The sequence below is a fragment of the Anaerotruncus rubiinfantis genome, from assembly GCF_900078395.1.
GTDB lineage: Bacteria > Bacillota > Clostridia > Oscillospirales > Ruminococcaceae > Anaerotruncus > Anaerotruncus rubiinfantis.
The window spans coordinates 662,264-676,883 of the sequence record NZ_FKLA01000009.1; the positions used below are offsets into that span (position 1 = coordinate 662,264).

Consider the following 14,620-nt stretch of genomic DNA (forward strand, 5'->3'; position numbering starts at 1 on the left):
TTTTGTAAACCTGAAATCCAAATATTTTTCAGAAACACGCAGGGGGATCCCCCCCTGCGTGTTTCCCGGCTACCCATACAGGTATTCCCCGCGCGTTCTGGCGCTGTGTGGAGAAAGCCCGCCGGCTCAGCCAAGCGCCCCGTATTATGGGGCAGACTTCGAAAACCGGTCAATATTGTCAAGGATATGCTGCCTACAGGAATTACACCAGAAGCTGGACAGTGTGGGACTTGGACCAAGCACCCTGTCATAGATGGTCTGTGTATTACAGTTCGGATCGGCAATACAGTTTGCATTATGTGAATTGGTATTTGCGCCAAAAATATTGGAAATACCGGACAGAAGCAGAGCAACCATCTGCTTGGCGTTCACATTCAACGGCAGATTCATGAGCATGAACGGGCTTTCTGTTGAACTTGCGTAATAATACCGCTCAGCCAGCTGGAAATAGGTGTGCTGGAGCCCGCTGCTGGTCGTGAGTTGAATACATTTCGGATGACCTTGCCAGAGGATATGAAGGCCGTTTGGCTGCCTGCCGCGGTTCACATACCAATGAATCTGTTTGCTCCAGTTCAGGTGATGGATGTGATCCTCCTCTGAGTCGTATGTATTGGTACATTCTTCGCGGCTTCCATGCGAACAGGTATAAAGGATAGAAGTGCAGTCATCCGCCAAGGACGGGATCATGATATTCCTGAACGGGCGGCAGCGCAGCCCAAATTCAGAATAGAGGACGTCCTCGATATCGTCCGCGAAAACCTTAAGTCTCTGCTGGATTGCAAGGCTGGAATAACCGGAATGATACATAAAGTACCCCTGGTCATACTCCATAAAGGGAGAGAGGAAAGGTTCAAAAACCCATTCATCATTTGTGGTGGCGTTGTCGGTGTAAGCATACTGCGCCACATTTCCGCCATCAAGATCCATATTGTTTGGATCTACGCAGAGTGCCTGAGCATTGTTACTGCATCGAGAAAGCAGTTTATAGCTTCCGCGGGAGGTTAGTGTTACGGTCCACTCCTGGGAAGTAGGCGGAGTTGAGCTGCCTGCAGAAATACCAACATTGGCACCGGAGGCGGTTCCCCCCGGAATAACGGTCAAGCGTTTACCCGAGGCGACCCTTGGGATCAGCTGAAAGTAGTTGCTACCAGCCGCCTTGTACAGGAACCAGACCTGGCTCTCCTCGCCGGTGAATGCATTCTGGACACAGTTGGCGCCTTCCTCCGCACTTGCGGCGGTCAGGTACAGGCCGCTTTTGGCGTTGCGCAGACAGTAGTTCACGCCGCTCTCAGGTGCGATGCCGCCAGTGGCATTCACGACTGCGCGGGCCATAGAAGCGGGCAGGGCCATCGTCACCTGCTGTGAGGCAAGCTGGGGATCACTCCCCAACAGCGGGAATTCGGCAGTATGTCCGGCTGGAGCATTTTCCATCAGAAGCTGGGAGCCGGGAACCGCGGCTTCGTAAATATTCGGGGTTCCATTCATGGGAAAGGGTTCAAACCCGGTGGGATTGCTGTTTGCATATAGGCGATCACTCATGAGACATTCTCCTTTTTATAAATTTAGGTTTTGAGGGCTAATCAATTCCTTCATTACTCTAAAGAGCGATGAAGCCTCCGAAATGTAAACCCATGATTTTATTTTTTTAACAATTGCTCATTCGAAAGATGCTTCTGGATCATCAGCTTGATTTCCTGGATATCCTTAGTCGATTCCGTAAGTTCCAGAATGACCTGCTGATAATTCTGCTCCCGCTGCTCCTGGCGTTCGTCCCGTTTTTCCTGCGCTTTCAGGATGTAAAAAATCAGTGCGACGCTGAGCAGGGCCCATACACCGTCGACTGAAAACAGCTTCAGGAATTCCATATCCATCTGTGTTACCCCCTCCAATCTGTTGCGTCTTTTATTTTTTGCAAGGCCCGCAACTTGGTCTTGTTGATTGTCTGCCTGGACACCCTCAGGTCGGCGGCCACGCGCGCCACGGTTTCGCCCAGCAGGATGACGCGCCGCAGCACCAGATATTCCCGTTCGGTGAGAAACCCTTTGACAAGGAGCGGATCGTCCTCGAAATATTGGTCCACCGTGGCCGAGATCGCCTCTATCCTTGGCCGGACGGGTTCCGGCATGTCCAGCACAAGGACGGTCCGGTTTTGATAGTCCCTTTCCTGCTGGGCGAGCCTTATGTAGCACCGGAAAAGGGCGCGCTTGAAATATGCCACCAATACCGGGTCCTGTGCGGAGCGCAAAGTTTCCGTGCGCAGGCACATTGCGGTATAGAGCAGGAAAAGGCCAAGATCCTGCGACGTGTCCTCCGTATCCAGACAGGAGGCGAGCCGCCGGATCAGGGGCCTGAACTGTACCAGCAATTCCTCCATGGCCTGTTTTTCGCCACGCTGTATCCTTATTACCATATCGAGAATTTTCTCCATCAAGGTCACCTGCCTTGATAGAGAAAGAGGGAAAAGAGGTGCGTTTTGTAAACATAAAATGGAGAAAAAATAAAAAAACGCAGATCTCGTTTTGCGAGATCTGCGTTTTCAGTGTGGGAATTTGCTAAAATGTTTTAATTTGGGGAGACGTATAAATTTTTCAGGGATTAATTAATAGTTGGAATAGCAGTCGTCAGACTCCACTTCGTCACCATTGGAATCTAAAACTGTTAAGATGGCCTTTGTCCGATAGATATAGTTATTGCTTACACCAGTCCTACTCTTCTCGTAGGCTTTAGATCTGTCGTTGCCAACTCCGTAGATTGTTGGGAAGGTGTAGTAGTTGCTGTAGCTGATTCCACCATTGCTAGAGCGTTGAAGAACCAAAACCAGTTCATAATCATACCCGGTCGCAACATCTACAGTAGAGCCGCAATAGGCGGTGGTGCCATCTTTTCCATATGCGGCAGTAAATGAGTTGATTGCCACATAACGGGCAGCTGCTGGAATAGCCAATATGCAGACTACTAAAAAGCAGGATATGAGAGCAGTTATAAATTTCTTTTTCGACATGGTTTCCTCCTATTAATGCTAATGCACAAATTCCCACATTAATAGGACAAACACCGTGTCGAATTGTAACACCAATTTAGAAATTATTTTTGTATACCGAGCGCTATTTGTTTTACAACCTGTTCATCCAGATTTGATTTTAAGCGGAGCAAGCAGCCTTCCCGCTCCCATGCCATGGTCACAATACCGCCGTTAATATATAAAACAGCTCGCGCTCCGCTCTCCAGATAGAATTCTTCATAAAACTCGGCATCTTCGCTGTTGCCCTTATAGGAGGCTAATTTTGCGGATTTTGATTGGTAAAACTCGATATAGTCTCCGTTTTTATTGCTGTAATAATTAAGCCACTCTAAACTGGTTCCACTTGCGTTGGTTTCTGTAAAGCCGCTCGGCAATAGCGTTGGAGCAAATTTTGCGCCGGATGCAAGAGTGCTGTGTGGTGCCGGTACGAGTGCATAAGGGGTATCTTGGGTGACTAACGCATATTTATCTTGTCGAACAAATAACCAATCAAAGAAAGCTCCGCGGAAGTCCGATGAAACCGCCAGTGGAACCGATAGAAGCAATGCCAGAACAGCCGCGGTCAGCGCGATTTTATACAAAACTTTGCGGGCCGGTCTGTACGACTTGCGCTCTTGTTTTAACACCAGTTTATGGAATGTGTCGATTTTTTCTGGGTTCGGGCGGGGCGCATCTGGGGATTCCCGCAGTTCACGGGCTTCCTCCATCCAATTTAAGCCTTCCTGCTCGGCATAACTGATCATGGCGAGACGGAGAAGGCTTTCTTCGTATTCCAGCGATAGTTTATCTCTATCATTGGGCATATTTAGCTTCCTCCTCCCTGACGAATTTAAGCGCACGTTTCCTTGCCCTGGATAAATATGATCGAATATTTTTCGCATCAATATCTAGTTCATTTGCGATTTTTTCATCTCTCATCTCCATAACATATTTAAGATACAGAAGATCCTGGTCACGCTGCGGCAATCGCTTCATCGCATTACCCAAGGTTTCATAGTCGCACGATGTAAAGAGCTTTTCTTCCGGAGGATCTGATAAATCGGGAATCGTATCGGATAGGTCATCCAGAGTTCCAACACAGTGATGCTTCCTTTTTCGGATATCGGAAGTGACGTAGTTCTTCGCCGTGTTGATTACCGTTCGGACAATATAGGAAACCTGAACAGGTGCTTCCTTGCGCTTCAGAAAATCCAGCTTATCTATAAGCCTGATCATAGCGTCATGGATGATATCCTCCGTGAAATCATGATCATGCGTAATTTCCCAAACCAGTTTATACAATAATGCATACAGGTTTATGTAATGCTCCGTGAGGAAATTTCGGTCCTCGTCATTTTCAATTGCCAACAGAAATATCGGTAATATGTTGATCCCCGCCTTACGTCCAGTCTGAATTTGTCGAAATTAATCTGATTTTGTTGCAAAGCTGTCCCTTGATTGTCTTATTTTTAGAAACGGATTTCCACTATTCCTTTCTAAGAATGAGGCGAATTAACGGTGAAACGGTAATTGCATCCCTGATTGCAAGAGTACAGAAATGTGATGGAAAAGCCATCGAAGAAATTTTCATCCTGTTTTCACCCATGCTGCAGAAATATAACCGTCTGCTGAAGGATGAGGATGGAGCTAGTCAAATGCGGGTCTTCTTCCTGGATACGTTGCACAAAATTTCACTGGTGCGGATGAAGGACTTGGAAGATCCAGTTCTCATTCGATATATACAGTGCAGTTTATATCATGAGTACGTCCGCCTGAAGAAATCCGCACAGTTTTACTTAAACAGACATTTCGCTTTTACCGCACTTTCAGAAAAAGATTTGCGGACAACAGAAACCCTGCTGTCCGCGGAAGATAACTATTTTACAGATATATTTCCAGCAATGGATGCAGGACTCACTGATAAAGAAACCTTCGTATTGCAAAAAATTTTTTTAGAAGGCTTCTCTGTAAGCGAAGTCGCCGCAAACACAGGCATTTCGCGGCAGGCGGTAAATCAGGCAAAGCTGCGGGCGCTGGACAAGCTGAGAAAGAAACTGGCTGAACCGTAAATCACTTTTTCACCCATATTACCCGATTGATCCCCTCGAAATAGGGCCACGTCTTCCAAACCTCGTTCAGATGGGAGCGGCCATCCCAGGGCTCGCGGATCAGCACATCCCAATCGACTGCGCACCGGTTCTCATAGCCGTAGGCAACGGCATAATGCGGCCAGTTATGGCCGCTTATGTTGAGTAGAACCGGCCTACCCGCATCAATTTCTTTTTTGATCGTTTCCAGCGCCCTTGACAAAAGCCCATTACCGCGGTGTTCCCTTGGATGGAAGACGTAGCGGCTGGAGATCTTGCTCCAGTAGACAAAGCAGGTCTTTTCTGTAAAAACGCCGCGATCCCGCAACTCTTTTGGCGTCACCTCGGTTTCTTCCAGGATGGACGCAATAGTAGCGGCGCAGCAGGCGGCGCATCCGCAGTCCGCAAAATCCCTCGACAGGCCTGGATAATCCCTTTGCTGAAACAGGATCGCATTTTCTAAAATTTTCCCCATGATAAACCTCCACAGAAATATTCCGCTGCCAAGCGGTCTGTTCTCTATAGAGGTTTTTTGATATCCAACTGTAAACCTGGAAAACAAAAAAATATGAAGCGACTGTCAGGATGGCTTCTCACCTTGATCCCACTCAGATATGGATCTTAAAAATGCAATAACGTCTATTTTCTGTTGAGGATTGAGCCTTTTTATGTAACGCATGAGTTCATTTGAGAGCAACGCGTCTGTCGCGTCTTTCATATAGGACATATTTACATCCACGATGGTCGCCAGAGGGACTTCCAGGGCGCACGCGACTCTGAAAAGCGTCATAATCGTCGCGTTCGATTTTCCACGTTCCAGTTTGCTCAGGGGCGTGGGGGATATCCCGCTTCGTGCGGAGAGCTCCTCGAGGCTCATGCCTTTATGGGTCCGAATGTCACGGATTCTGCTTCCGACTTCTTCTTTAATATTTGGCAAAGGGACGCTCACCCCAAATCTTTTTAACCATGATACTCCCAGCCGAATTTTATTTCAAAATAGGCTAGATATAAATTTGGATATAAAAGTATAAAGAGTGAAAAAATATTTGTAACTATATATTTATTTTTAACCACAAAAGTATAAGATGGAGGTTCTGCGTGTGCAGCAATAAAGTTTATATCTATTGCAAATCAAACCGATTTGCCAATTAAAAGGGCTCGGTATTTGCGTTACCGATTTGCTCTGCCCAAGGTAAAGGCCCGGTTTGTCTGTTTAGGCAAACCGGGCCTTTGCTCTTTTTTTATCATACGCTGCAGATCCCCTCCAAGCTTGAATTTCTAAAAAATTCAAGCTTGGAGGTTAATATAAGTGACAAAAATACAAAATCTGAATACATACTGCAGGCAGTGCGTGCGAAACAGCTTAAAAAACGAATACAGGCAAAATGATAACGCCGCGAAACATATCACCCCAGTCGGCCTGCGGATCGCTGAGCGGGCAACGCCGGTCAATCCCTGCGATGAGTTCGAAGAATTGCTTTCCTGCAAGAGCCCGGAGGACTGGCTGCTCTTTATTGAATGCCCGGATCTGCACAAAGCCCTCTCGTCCCTCCAGAAAAAGGATCTGGAACTGCTGTTCCTATTATTCGTTTTTGGCTATACACAGCAGGAACTCTCCCATCTCATGGGGATTTCACAAGCAGCTATTAACAAGCGGTACTCCCGTATCAAAAAAACTTAAAAAATTTTTTTAAAAGGGTTATAAAAAACCCTGGGTAATGTGTCATAAGGGGTGAGGGATTCCTCGCCCCTTTTCCCTGTCTGGCATTTGGGGGGCTGAAACGGATCGTCCCTCCCGTTCTTTGAAAATCCGATATCCAGCAATACAGGCACATTCCCTGCTCTGTCGGCCCAAAAGTCGGCAAGCGCCAGGATGGATCCGCGAAGACGGCCTGCGGTTAACAGATACCGTAAAAACGATGGCATCAAAGGCCATGAGCGATCAATCCGTCCATAACCAGTCTGTGGTGGACTGGAGCGCGATGATCAGGAGCAGGTGAGATACTTCTGTCCCGTCCCAGCCAAAAAGCAAGGAGGGCAGCGGTCTGAGATCCAGACCGGGGTGCAATTCCCATGCGGTTCGCCCTACCAGCGGACGGCCTGTATCGCTGCCCTGGCCCAGGGATGGTAGTGTCCGAATATGGGTAATGAAATTTGAGTTTGGAGCCAGTATTGGCTTTAGAAATCGTGGGCGCCTCTCTATTGAGAGGCGCCCATCTTTGTGAAGCTGATCAAGACCAGCTATGAAAAATTGCCAAGAGGGAGGTAATAAGATGATCCGAGACAATCCAAAAACGCTAACCATTGACGACCTGCCTACCTTTTTCGGCCCGCGGCAGCTTGCCAAGGTGATGGGGATCAGCAAGGATACCGCATACAGATTGGCGGAGTCGGACACGTTCCCAAGCGCCCGGATTGGCCGGCGCGTCGTGATCCATAAGGACAGGTTTCTTGAATGGGTGGTCGTGTATTTCTCAAAAGGATGACAGGAGGTAGGCCGCAATGACAAAAAGGCAGGCAAAGAAAACCAAACCGCAATATCAGATGAGCGAGGGTGGGATCTACCCAAGGAAGGATGGCCGGTACACCGCCCAGATCTATATCGACGGTGACAAACGCACTTTCACTTCGACAGAAGAAAAGGCCGAGATATGGTTGAGCAAAATTAAGGCGGAAGTTGCGCTTGGAATCTACCAAAAACCGGAAAAGAAAGAAAAACAGAAAGAGGCCCTTGAACCTGTAAAACCTTCTCAGGAAATAACCCTTGGTGAATGGCTCGACCGCTGGTTGGAAATCTACGCGCAGCCTTCGGTCAAGCTGGCGACCTATGTAAGTTATGAAACCTATATCCGCCGACACTTGAAACCCAGTTTGGGACAGATCCTCATGAAAGACCTGACTGTGGGCATCCTGCAGGACTTTCTGACAAAGAAATTGACAGGAGGGCGGGCAGATGGACGGAAGGGTGGACTTTCTCCTAAAACCGTAAGCAACATTCATAAAATGCTCCTGCCCGCTCTGGAACAAGCCCGGATCGAAAACCTGCTTCCTGAAAACCTGGCAAGAAGCGTCAAACCGCCCAAAGTAGAACGTGAAGAAATGCGCGTCCTGTCCATTGACGAGCAAAAAAGATTTGTGGCCGCCTGTCTGAGGTTCCATCAGGAAGAACCCAACGCACTGGCCAGTATGGTCGCTCTCTTTTTCGGTCCCAGGCTTGGAGAGGTGCTTGGCATGCAGTGGAAAAATGTATCCTTTGAAAAGCGGCAGTTCAAGCTGACACATACGCTTAGCCGTCTGAAGAATTTGAACCCCCATATCCCTTCAAAGACCACCTTGGAGCTGCGCACGCTAAAATCCAGAAATTCAAAACGGACATTGGATATGTTCGACGCGATGTACGACCTGCTCCTTGCCCATAAAAAGGCCCAGGATGACATCGCCAGAAAGATGCCCGGTTATAATCCAATGGGATTCGTTTTCGTGACCCCGGACGGACAGCCGGTCGAACCACGCACCTATGAGGACTTTTTTTATAAAATTTCAGTAGCCGCGGAGATCAAAGGTGCTACATTCCATACCCTGCGCCATACCTTTGCCACGCGCTGTATCGAAAACGGCATAGATATCCTGGTGCTGTCCAAGATCATGGGGCACTCAAATCCAGAGACGACGCTGAAACTCTATGGGCACATTCTTTCCGAACACAAGCGGAACAGTATGCTGCGGGTGGGAACGATTTATTCCACATTTGTCGAGCTGCCAGCGAAACAGAAGGAGTCTCAACAAACCAGAAACGAAATTGACGAAATGGAAACGCTCTCCTTGTCCATGAGCAATTAATAAGAATGAAGTTCATACCTGAGAAAAGAAAACTGCTTGGGCAAAATTAAAAACAGCTGTCGTTTTGGCTGTCAAAATATTTTTATTTCGAGTCTGCGTTTCTGGCTTACAACTCAAAAAAAGACCATTTGGCCCCTCGTTTTCGAGGTTTGGGGCAGAAATGACTGTCAAAGATGACTGTCAAACCTGATTTGACAGTCATGGACAAAAAAAGAAAGTGGCTTGAACCAACTGTTCAAGCCACTTTCCAGTGGTTGCGGAGGCAGGATTTGAACCTACGACCTTCGGGTTATGAGCCCGACGAGCTACCGGACTGCTCCACTCCGCGATATTCAAATTTTGAATGCTTGATTATTATAGCATATCCTATAAAGGAACGCAAGTCTTTTTTTATCTTTTTTCTAAAATATCGATGAAAAGAATGTATTCGAAGAAAAACCGGCGGACGAAGTGTCCACCGGTACGCAAACTTCATTAGAATGCTTCTGGTTTTTCTTCTTGCGGATCTTCTTCGACGGCGGGCTCTGATACTTCGGCAGTCTGAGCGGCGGCTTCCGGCTCGGATTCGAGTGGTTCATCGGAATCCTCAGAAACCTGGGTCGCGTAATAATCGAGGTCGGACATGTCGTCATCCATCATATCGTCATCGAAATCATCACACAGCGTGCAGCTACGGCGTTTAAAATATGCGGCAAATGCGACGATCGCTCCGGCAATCGCAATCAAAAGCGCTACCGTTGCCAGAAATGTTCCTTTTCCCATAATATATCTTTCCTCCTGTATCAAAGTAAGTTGCTTCAAACGAGTTGCATTTATTATAAACCTTTCGGAAGTTGTTGACAAGCCATATATCTTTATTTTATACGTTTTTTATCCATTCATGCAAAATAAAACAGCCCGCTGGGAATTCTCTCAGCGGGCTGTTGAAGGGGGCACTTATTCGATAATCGGAGTACCGGTCATCTCTTTGGGCTGAGGCAGGCCCAGAATTTTAAGCAGGGTGGGTGCGAGATCTGCGAGCCGGCCACCTTCGCGCAGCTTACAGCCGCCAAGCCCGACCGCGATTAGCGGGACCGGATTGGTGGTATGTGCGGTGAAGGGCGAACCGTCCGGTTCAAACATCTGGTCCGCATTGCCATGGTCGGCGGTGATCAGCGCCGCGCCGCCCATTCCCAGGATAGCGTCAATGGTACGCCCAAGGCAGATGTCAACCGCCTCCACCGCCTTCTTTGCGGCATCGAACACACCGGTGTGGCCGACCATATCGCAGTTGGCGTAATTTAAGATGATGACGTCGTATTTGCCGCTTTCGATCCGTTTTACCACTTCGTCGGTGACGAGATAGGCGCTCATCTCCGGCTGCAGGTCGTAGGTCGCCACCTTTGGGGAGGGGATCAAAGCGCGGTCTTCGCCGGGGTACGGCGCCTCCACCCCTCCATTGAAGAAGAAGGTGACATGCGCGTACTTTTCGGTTTCCGCGATACGAAGTTGGGTGAGGCCTTTATCCGAGATGTATTTTCCGAAGGTATTGGAAAGCCCCTCCGGTGCAAACGCCACATGTACGTTCGGCATGGTTGCGTCGTACTGGGTCATGGTCACGAAATAGAGCTGTTTTCTGCCGCCTTTGCGTTCGAAGCCGGAGAAGTCCGGGTCCACCAGCGTGCGGGTCAGTTCGCGCGCCCGGTCGGGGCGGAAGTTGAAAAAGATGACCGAATCGTTGTCGTGGACGCCCGCGTCTTTCAGGCAGACAGTCGGTTCAACGAATTCGTCGGTGATCTCCGCGCCATAGGACTTTTCCATCGCATCGACTGCGGACGGGTTTACATTCCCCTCAGAGTTGACGATGGCATCGTAAGCGCGCACCACCCGCTCCCAGCGGTTGTCACGGTCCATTGCGTAATAACGGCCCATGACCGAGGCGATCCGTCCGATGCCGAGCCGGTTCATTTCGGCTTCCAGCTCCGCGATGAAATCCCGGCCGCTGGTGGGCGGGACATCGCGTCCATCCATGAAGCAGTGGACATAGACCTTGCGAAGGCCAAACCGTTTTGCCATCTCAAGCAGGCCGTACAGATGGGTGTTGTGGCTGTGCACGCCGCCATCGGAAACAAGGCCCATCAGGTGCAGGGCGGAATCATACTTTTTGCAGTTTTCCATTGCACCGGTGAGCGCCGGGTTATCGAAAAAATCGCCGTCCTTGATCGATTTGGTGATGCGTGTAAGCTCCTGATAAACCACCCGTCCGGCGCCGATATTGGTGTGGCCGACCTCGCTGTTTCCCATCTGCCCGTCCGGCAGGCCGACATCCATGCCGGAAGCGCCGATCAGGGTATGCGGGCAGGTGGCGAAAAGTTTTTCGATGTTGGGCTTTTTTGCGGCGGCGATCGCGTTGCCGTAATCCGCCTGGTTATATCCAAATCCATCCAGAATGATGAGTGCCAAAGGTTTTTTCATAAGTTCGTTTATCCTCCTGTGCACGGCTTTTATTTCGAGGCCGCCTCGATGATCGTGTTGAAATCGGCCGCCTTGAGCGCGGCGCCGCCGATGAGCCCGCCGTCCACATCCGGCTGTGCGAGCAGCTCCGCCGCGTTCTTCGCGTTCATCGAGCCGCCGTACTGGATGGTCATGGCTTCAGCAGCAGCGTCGCCGTAGAGCTTAGCGACCACGGTGCGGATATAATGATTGACCTCGTTGGCCTGTTCGGCGGTTGCGGTCTTGCCGGTGCCAATTGCCCAGACCGGCTCGTAGGCGATGATAATGCGACTGAGTTCCTCCGCCGAAACGCCGCCGAGCGCGACCTTGGTCTGCATGCCGACGATCTCTTCGGTGATGTCCGCTTCCCGCTGTTCAAGCAGCTCGCCCACACAGAGGATTACATCGAGGCCCGCATCGAGCGCCGCACGCACCCGCAGGTTTACCGTCGCGTCGGTCTCTCCGAAATATTGGCGGCGTTCGCTGTGGCCGATGATGACGTATTTGACTCCCATCTCGGTGAGCATGCCGGCGGAAATCTCGCCGGTGAAGGCGCCGGACGCCGCCCAATGGCAGTTTTCCGCGCCGACTTCGATGTTGGTGCCTTTGGTGGCTTCAAGCGCGGTTTCCAGGTTGGTGTAGGGCACGCAGATGATCACGCCGCAATCCGCGTCCTTGACGAGGGGTTTCAGCTCATTGATGAGCGCCTGTGCTTCCGGGCGGGTTTTGTTCATTTTCCAGTTGCCTGCGATAACTGCTTTCCGAACCGCTTTATTCATAACTGCATTCTCCTTTATTCTTGTCATTGGAACAGCGAAAAAAGGGAGCGGATTTGCCCGCTCCCTTTCGGATTACTTGTCGTTGAGGGCCGCGATGCCGGGCAGCTCCAGTCCCTCGAGGAATTCGAGCGAAGCGCCGCCGCCGGTGGAGATATGGGTCATCCTGTCGCCGAAGCCCAGCTTGGTGACCGCCGCCGCGCTGTCCCCGCCGCCGATGATCGAGATTGCGCCGCTGTCCGCCACCGCGGTCGCGACCGCGAGGGTGCCTTTCGCAAAGGCCTCGAATTCAAATACGCCCATCGGTCCGTTCCACACAACCGTGCCCGCGCCTTTGATGGCGTCGCAGAAGAGTTTTTCAGTTTTGGGGCCGATATCCATACCCATCCAGCCGTCCGGGATCTTGTCGCTGTCAACCAGCCTGCTCTGGCAGTTCGGATCGAATTTGTCACCGACGAGGTTATCGACCGGCAAAAGCAGGCTCACGCCCTTGGCTTTCGCCTTGGCGAGCATTTCCTTGGCCAGTTCGAGCTTATCCTCTTCGCAGAGCGAATTGCCGATCGAGTGTCCCATTGCCTTGATGAAGGTGTAGGCCATACCGCCGCCGACGATCAGGGTGTCGACCTTCTCAAGCAGGTTATTGATGACGCCGATCTTATCCGAAACCTTCGCGCCGCCCAGGATCGCGACGAACGGGCGTTTGGGGTCGGAAAGGGCTTTGCCCATGATGGTGATTTCCTTCTGGATGAGGTAACCGCAGACCGCCGGGAGGTACTCCGCGACGCCGGCGGTGGAAGCGTGGGCGCGATGGGCCGAGCCGAACGCGTCGTTGACATAGATTTCCGCGAGGGAAGCAAACGCCTTCGAAAGCGCCGGATCGTTCTTGGTCTCGCCCTTTTCAAAGCGGACGTTCTCAAGCATCAGCAGCTCGCCGGGTTTTAAGGCCGCGGCTTTCGCCTTGGCGTCCTCGCCGACAACGTCTTTGGCCATTTCGACCGGTTTGCCCAGCAGCTCACCGAGGCGTTTGGCGACTGGAGCAAGCGAGAACTCCGGTTTCACTTCGCCCTTCGGACGGCCGAGGTGCGAACAGAGGATGACCGCCGCATTCTTTTCAAGCAGGTATTTGATGGTCGGAAGCGCAGCCACAATGCGTTTGTCCGATGTGATCACGCCATCCTTCAGCGGGACGTTGAAGTCGCAGCGGACCAGCACTTTTTTGCCGGATACGTCGATGTCTTCCACCGACTTTTTGTTGTAGGAAGTCATGTTTGCCACCCTTTCTCGATTTTCTGTTTTTGGGTTTTCCCCGATTTTCAACAACTCTGTTAATTAATCAACAATCCATGGATTATTCTACGGCATCGGCTTTTTTTTTGCAAGCGTTTTGCGCGATTTTCCATGGTTTCAACAGCTTCCAAAGTTAGTTTGCGCAATTCTTTGGGGATTATTTTCCATAGGATACCGGTCTGAGAAAAATCCCCCGGCAGACACCGGGGGATTTTTATTTTTCAGGCCAGATAATCCTGTTCGCGCGCGCGGGTATTCAGCCGCTTCTCCCCGCGCACGATCATGGCGACCGCCTTGGGACCCGCGTTGATTGTGATGGCGGCGCCAAGCTGGAATTTTGCCTTTGGCGCGTGCCCGAACCGCTTGGAAATCTCCTTCCAGAGATCTTCTCCGTACTGTTCAATGCTGCCGTACGCCACCACCGTGGGGGCTTTTTTGTCGCTGGCATGCGCAAGTCCCTGTTCGCAGACGCGGACCACCACATTTTTGTCACCGCGCACCTTTTCCACCACCGCGGTCACGCCGTCGATGATCGAGATGACCGGCCGCAGGCCGAGCACGTCGCCCACAAAGGCAGCGGCGGCAGGGACGCGTCCCGAGCGGCGGACATATTCGAGCGAATAGGGGGCGAAATAAATCTCCACGCAGGAGAACCAGTCATCCAGGAATACGGTGACCTCATCGGCGGTTTTGCCCGCCTTGATGAGCTTGGCAGCTTCCACGATCGGATAGCCGTAACCGATGGAATAGGAGCCTGAATCAAGCACCGTGATGTTCATTTTGTCCACAGCCTCCGGGGTGTCCTCATAAAACTGCTTCTTGGCAAAGACCGCCGCCTGGAACATATTGGACCCCTTTGAGGTGATGGTCGTGTTGATCACATCCGTGTAGCCCTGCTCATAAGCGTCCTGGTACGCTTGGGCGTAGGTCACCGACAGGATGTGGCTGGTGACTGGCAGCTCCCTGGCCGCTGTCAGCCGCTCATAAAATTCCGGAATGGTAAAATCCACCCGTTCGAGATAGCCCTTGCCGTCGATTGCAATTGGGATCGGCAGCATGACGATCCCGCCCGTGAGCAGGTCCGCGTCCGGGATGTCACAGGCGGAATCGGTCATTAAAAGGATTTTCTGGTCGTGCTGTTTCTTTTTTGCCATACA

The 14,620-nt window shown here is 50.8% G+C and carries 17 protein-coding genes and 1 tRNA gene; 4 read left to right on the forward strand and 14 right to left on the reverse strand.

Annotated features, from left to right (window positions below; genetic code table 11):
- Positions 1-144: 144 nt before the first annotated feature.
- From BN4275_RS08605 to BN4275_RS08630, 6 genes are all read right to left on the reverse strand, one after another.
- Positions 145-1,539 (reverse strand): RICIN domain-containing protein, encoded by a 1,395-nt coding sequence (locus tag BN4275_RS08605; RefSeq protein ID WP_066456823.1) that lies wholly within the window; start codon positions 1,537-1,539, stop codon positions 145-147.
- Between the two features lie 98 nt (positions 1,540-1,637).
- Positions 1,638-1,871, reverse strand: coding sequence for a BhlA/UviB family holin-like peptide (locus BN4275_RS08610; RefSeq protein ID WP_066456827.1), 234 nt, complete (start codon positions 1,869-1,871; stop codon positions 1,638-1,640).
- Positions 1,872-1,876: 5 nt separating this feature from the next.
- Positions 1,877-2,410, reverse strand: coding sequence for a sigma-70 RNA polymerase sigma factor region 4 domain-containing protein (locus BN4275_RS08615; RefSeq protein WP_154018862.1), 534 nt, complete (start codon positions 2,408-2,410; stop codon positions 1,877-1,879).
- Between the two features lie 189 nt (positions 2,411-2,599).
- On the reverse strand, positions 2,600-3,001 hold the full coding sequence (locus tag BN4275_RS08620; protein WP_066456831.1) for a hypothetical protein: 402 nt from the start codon (positions 2,999-3,001) through the stop codon (positions 2,600-2,602).
- An 83-nt stretch (positions 3,002-3,084) separates the two neighbouring features.
- Positions 3,085-3,825, reverse strand: coding sequence for a DUF4367 domain-containing protein (locus BN4275_RS08625; RefSeq protein ID WP_066456833.1), 741 nt, complete (start codon positions 3,823-3,825; stop codon positions 3,085-3,087).
- Positions 3,815-4,369, reverse strand: a complete 555-nt coding sequence (locus tag BN4275_RS08630) for an RNA polymerase sigma factor (RefSeq protein ID WP_066456836.1) — start codon at positions 4,367-4,369, stop codon at positions 3,815-3,817. The genes BN4275_RS08625 and BN4275_RS08630 overlap by 11 nt, the downstream gene beginning before the upstream one ends.
- A gap of 86 nt (positions 4,370-4,455) precedes the next feature.
- On the opposite strand from BN4275_RS08630, the gene BN4275_RS08635 reads away from it, so the two are divergent.
- Positions 4,456-5,070: an RNA polymerase sigma factor gene (locus BN4275_RS08635; protein WP_066456837.1), complete on the forward strand. Its 615-nt coding sequence runs from the start codon at positions 4,456-4,458 to the stop codon at positions 5,068-5,070.
- Between the two features lies 1 nt (position 5,071).
- On the opposite strand, the gene BN4275_RS08640 is transcribed toward BN4275_RS08635, so the two are convergent.
- Both BN4275_RS08640 and BN4275_RS08645 read right to left on the reverse strand, forming a co-directional pair.
- The gene (locus BN4275_RS08640) at positions 5,072-5,563 is read right to left on the reverse strand and encodes a C39 family peptidase (protein ID WP_066456840.1); all 492 of its coding nucleotides are present in this window, start codon (positions 5,561-5,563) and stop codon (positions 5,072-5,074) included.
- Positions 5,564-5,668: 105 nt separating this feature from the next.
- On the reverse strand, positions 5,669-6,025 hold the full coding sequence (locus BN4275_RS08645) for a helix-turn-helix domain-containing protein (protein WP_154018864.1): 357 nt from the start codon (positions 6,023-6,025) through the stop codon (positions 5,669-5,671).
- Between the two features lie 372 nt (positions 6,026-6,397).
- Here BN4275_RS08645 and BN4275_RS08650 point away from each other — a divergent pair, with 372 nt between their 5' ends.
- The 3 genes from BN4275_RS08650 to BN4275_RS08660 all read left to right on the forward strand — a co-directional run bounded on the left by BN4275_RS08650 (position 6,398) and on the right by BN4275_RS08660 (position 8,928).
- The gene (locus BN4275_RS08650) at positions 6,398-6,769 is read left to right on the forward strand and encodes a sigma-70 family RNA polymerase sigma factor (RefSeq protein ID WP_066456842.1); all 372 of its coding nucleotides are present in this window, start codon (positions 6,398-6,400) and stop codon (positions 6,767-6,769) included.
- A gap of 592 nt (positions 6,770-7,361) precedes the next feature.
- Positions 7,362-7,574 carry a helix-turn-helix domain-containing protein gene (locus BN4275_RS08655; RefSeq protein ID WP_066456847.1) on the forward strand — a complete coding sequence of 71 codons (213 nt, stop codon included), beginning with the start codon at positions 7,362-7,364 and terminating at the stop codon, positions 7,572-7,574.
- A gap of 16 nt (positions 7,575-7,590) precedes the next feature.
- Entirely contained in the window at positions 7,591-8,928 is a 1,338-nt protein-coding gene (locus BN4275_RS08660) for a tyrosine-type recombinase/integrase (protein WP_066456850.1), read from the forward strand.
- Positions 8,929-9,179: 251 nt separating this feature from the next.
- On the opposite strand, the gene BN4275_RS08665 is transcribed toward BN4275_RS08660, so the two are convergent.
- From BN4275_RS08665 to BN4275_RS08690, 6 genes are all read right to left on the reverse strand, one after another.
- Positions 9,180-9,256: transfer RNA gene (locus tag BN4275_RS08665), tRNA-Met, on the reverse strand.
- Positions 9,257-9,402: 146 nt separating this feature from the next.
- On the reverse strand, positions 9,403-9,690 hold the full coding sequence (locus BN4275_RS08670; protein WP_066456853.1) for a hypothetical protein: 288 nt from the start codon (positions 9,688-9,690) through the stop codon (positions 9,403-9,405).
- A 174-nt stretch (positions 9,691-9,864) separates the two neighbouring features.
- Positions 9,865-11,382 carry a 2,3-bisphosphoglycerate-independent phosphoglycerate mutase gene (gene gpmI / locus BN4275_RS08675; RefSeq protein ID WP_066456855.1) on the reverse strand — a complete coding sequence of 506 codons (1,518 nt, stop codon included), beginning with the start codon at positions 11,380-11,382 and terminating at the stop codon, positions 9,865-9,867.
- 29 nt (positions 11,383-11,411) lie between these two features.
- A complete protein-coding gene (tpiA, locus tag BN4275_RS08680; protein ID WP_066456860.1) occupies positions 11,412-12,179 on the reverse strand; it encodes a triose-phosphate isomerase in 768 nt (255 codons plus the stop codon).
- Between the two features lie 72 nt (positions 12,180-12,251).
- A complete protein-coding gene (locus BN4275_RS08685; protein ID WP_066456862.1) occupies positions 12,252-13,442 on the reverse strand; it encodes a phosphoglycerate kinase in 1,191 nt (396 codons plus the stop codon).
- A gap of 242 nt (positions 13,443-13,684) precedes the next feature.
- Positions 13,685-14,617, reverse strand: a complete 933-nt coding sequence (locus BN4275_RS08690; protein ID WP_066456863.1) for a DegV family protein — start codon at positions 14,615-14,617, stop codon at positions 13,685-13,687.
- Positions 14,618-14,620 lie beyond the last annotated feature (3 nt).

Coding starts and splice junctions, on each gene's coding strand:
- BN4275_RS08605 (WP_066456823.1), bottom strand. CDS start 1,539: ATGAGTGATCGCCTATATGCAAACAGCAATCCCACCGGGTTTGAACCC.
- BN4275_RS08610 (WP_066456827.1), bottom strand. CDS start 1,871: ATGGATATGGAATTCCTGAAGCTGTTTTCAGTCGACGGTGTATGGGCC.
- BN4275_RS08615 (WP_154018862.1), bottom strand. CDS start 2,410: ATGGTAATAAGGATACAGCGTGGCGAAAAACAGGCCATGGAGGAATTG.
- BN4275_RS08620 (WP_066456831.1), bottom strand. CDS start 3,001: ATGTCGAAAAAGAAATTTATAACTGCTCTCATATCCTGCTTTTTAGTA.
- BN4275_RS08625 (WP_066456833.1), bottom strand. CDS start 3,825: ATGCCCAATGATAGAGATAAACTATCGCTGGAATACGAAGAAAGCCTT.
- BN4275_RS08640 (WP_066456840.1), bottom strand. CDS start 5,563: ATGGGGAAAATTTTAGAAAATGCGATCCTGTTTCAGCAAAGGGATTAT.
- BN4275_RS08655 (WP_066456847.1), top strand. CDS start 7,362: ATGATCCGAGACAATCCAAAAACGCTAACCATTGACGACCTGCCTACC.
- BN4275_RS08660 (WP_066456850.1), top strand. CDS start 7,591: ATGACAAAAAGGCAGGCAAAGAAAACCAAACCGCAATATCAGATGAGC.
- BN4275_RS08670 (WP_066456853.1), bottom strand. CDS start 9,690: ATGGGAAAAGGAACATTTCTGGCAACGGTAGCGCTTTTGATTGCGATT.
- gpmI (WP_066456855.1), bottom strand. CDS start 11,382: ATGAAAAAACCTTTGGCACTCATCATTCTGGATGGATTTGGATATAAC.
- tpiA (WP_066456860.1), bottom strand. CDS start 12,179: ATGAATAAAGCGGTTCGGAAAGCAGTTATCGCAGGCAACTGGAAAATG.
- BN4275_RS08685 (WP_066456862.1), bottom strand. CDS start 13,442: ATGACTTCCTACAACAAAAAGTCGGTGGAAGACATCGACGTATCCGGC.
- BN4275_RS08690 (WP_066456863.1), bottom strand. CDS start 14,617: ATGGCAAAAAAGAAACAGCACGACCAGAAAATCCTTTTAATGACCGAT.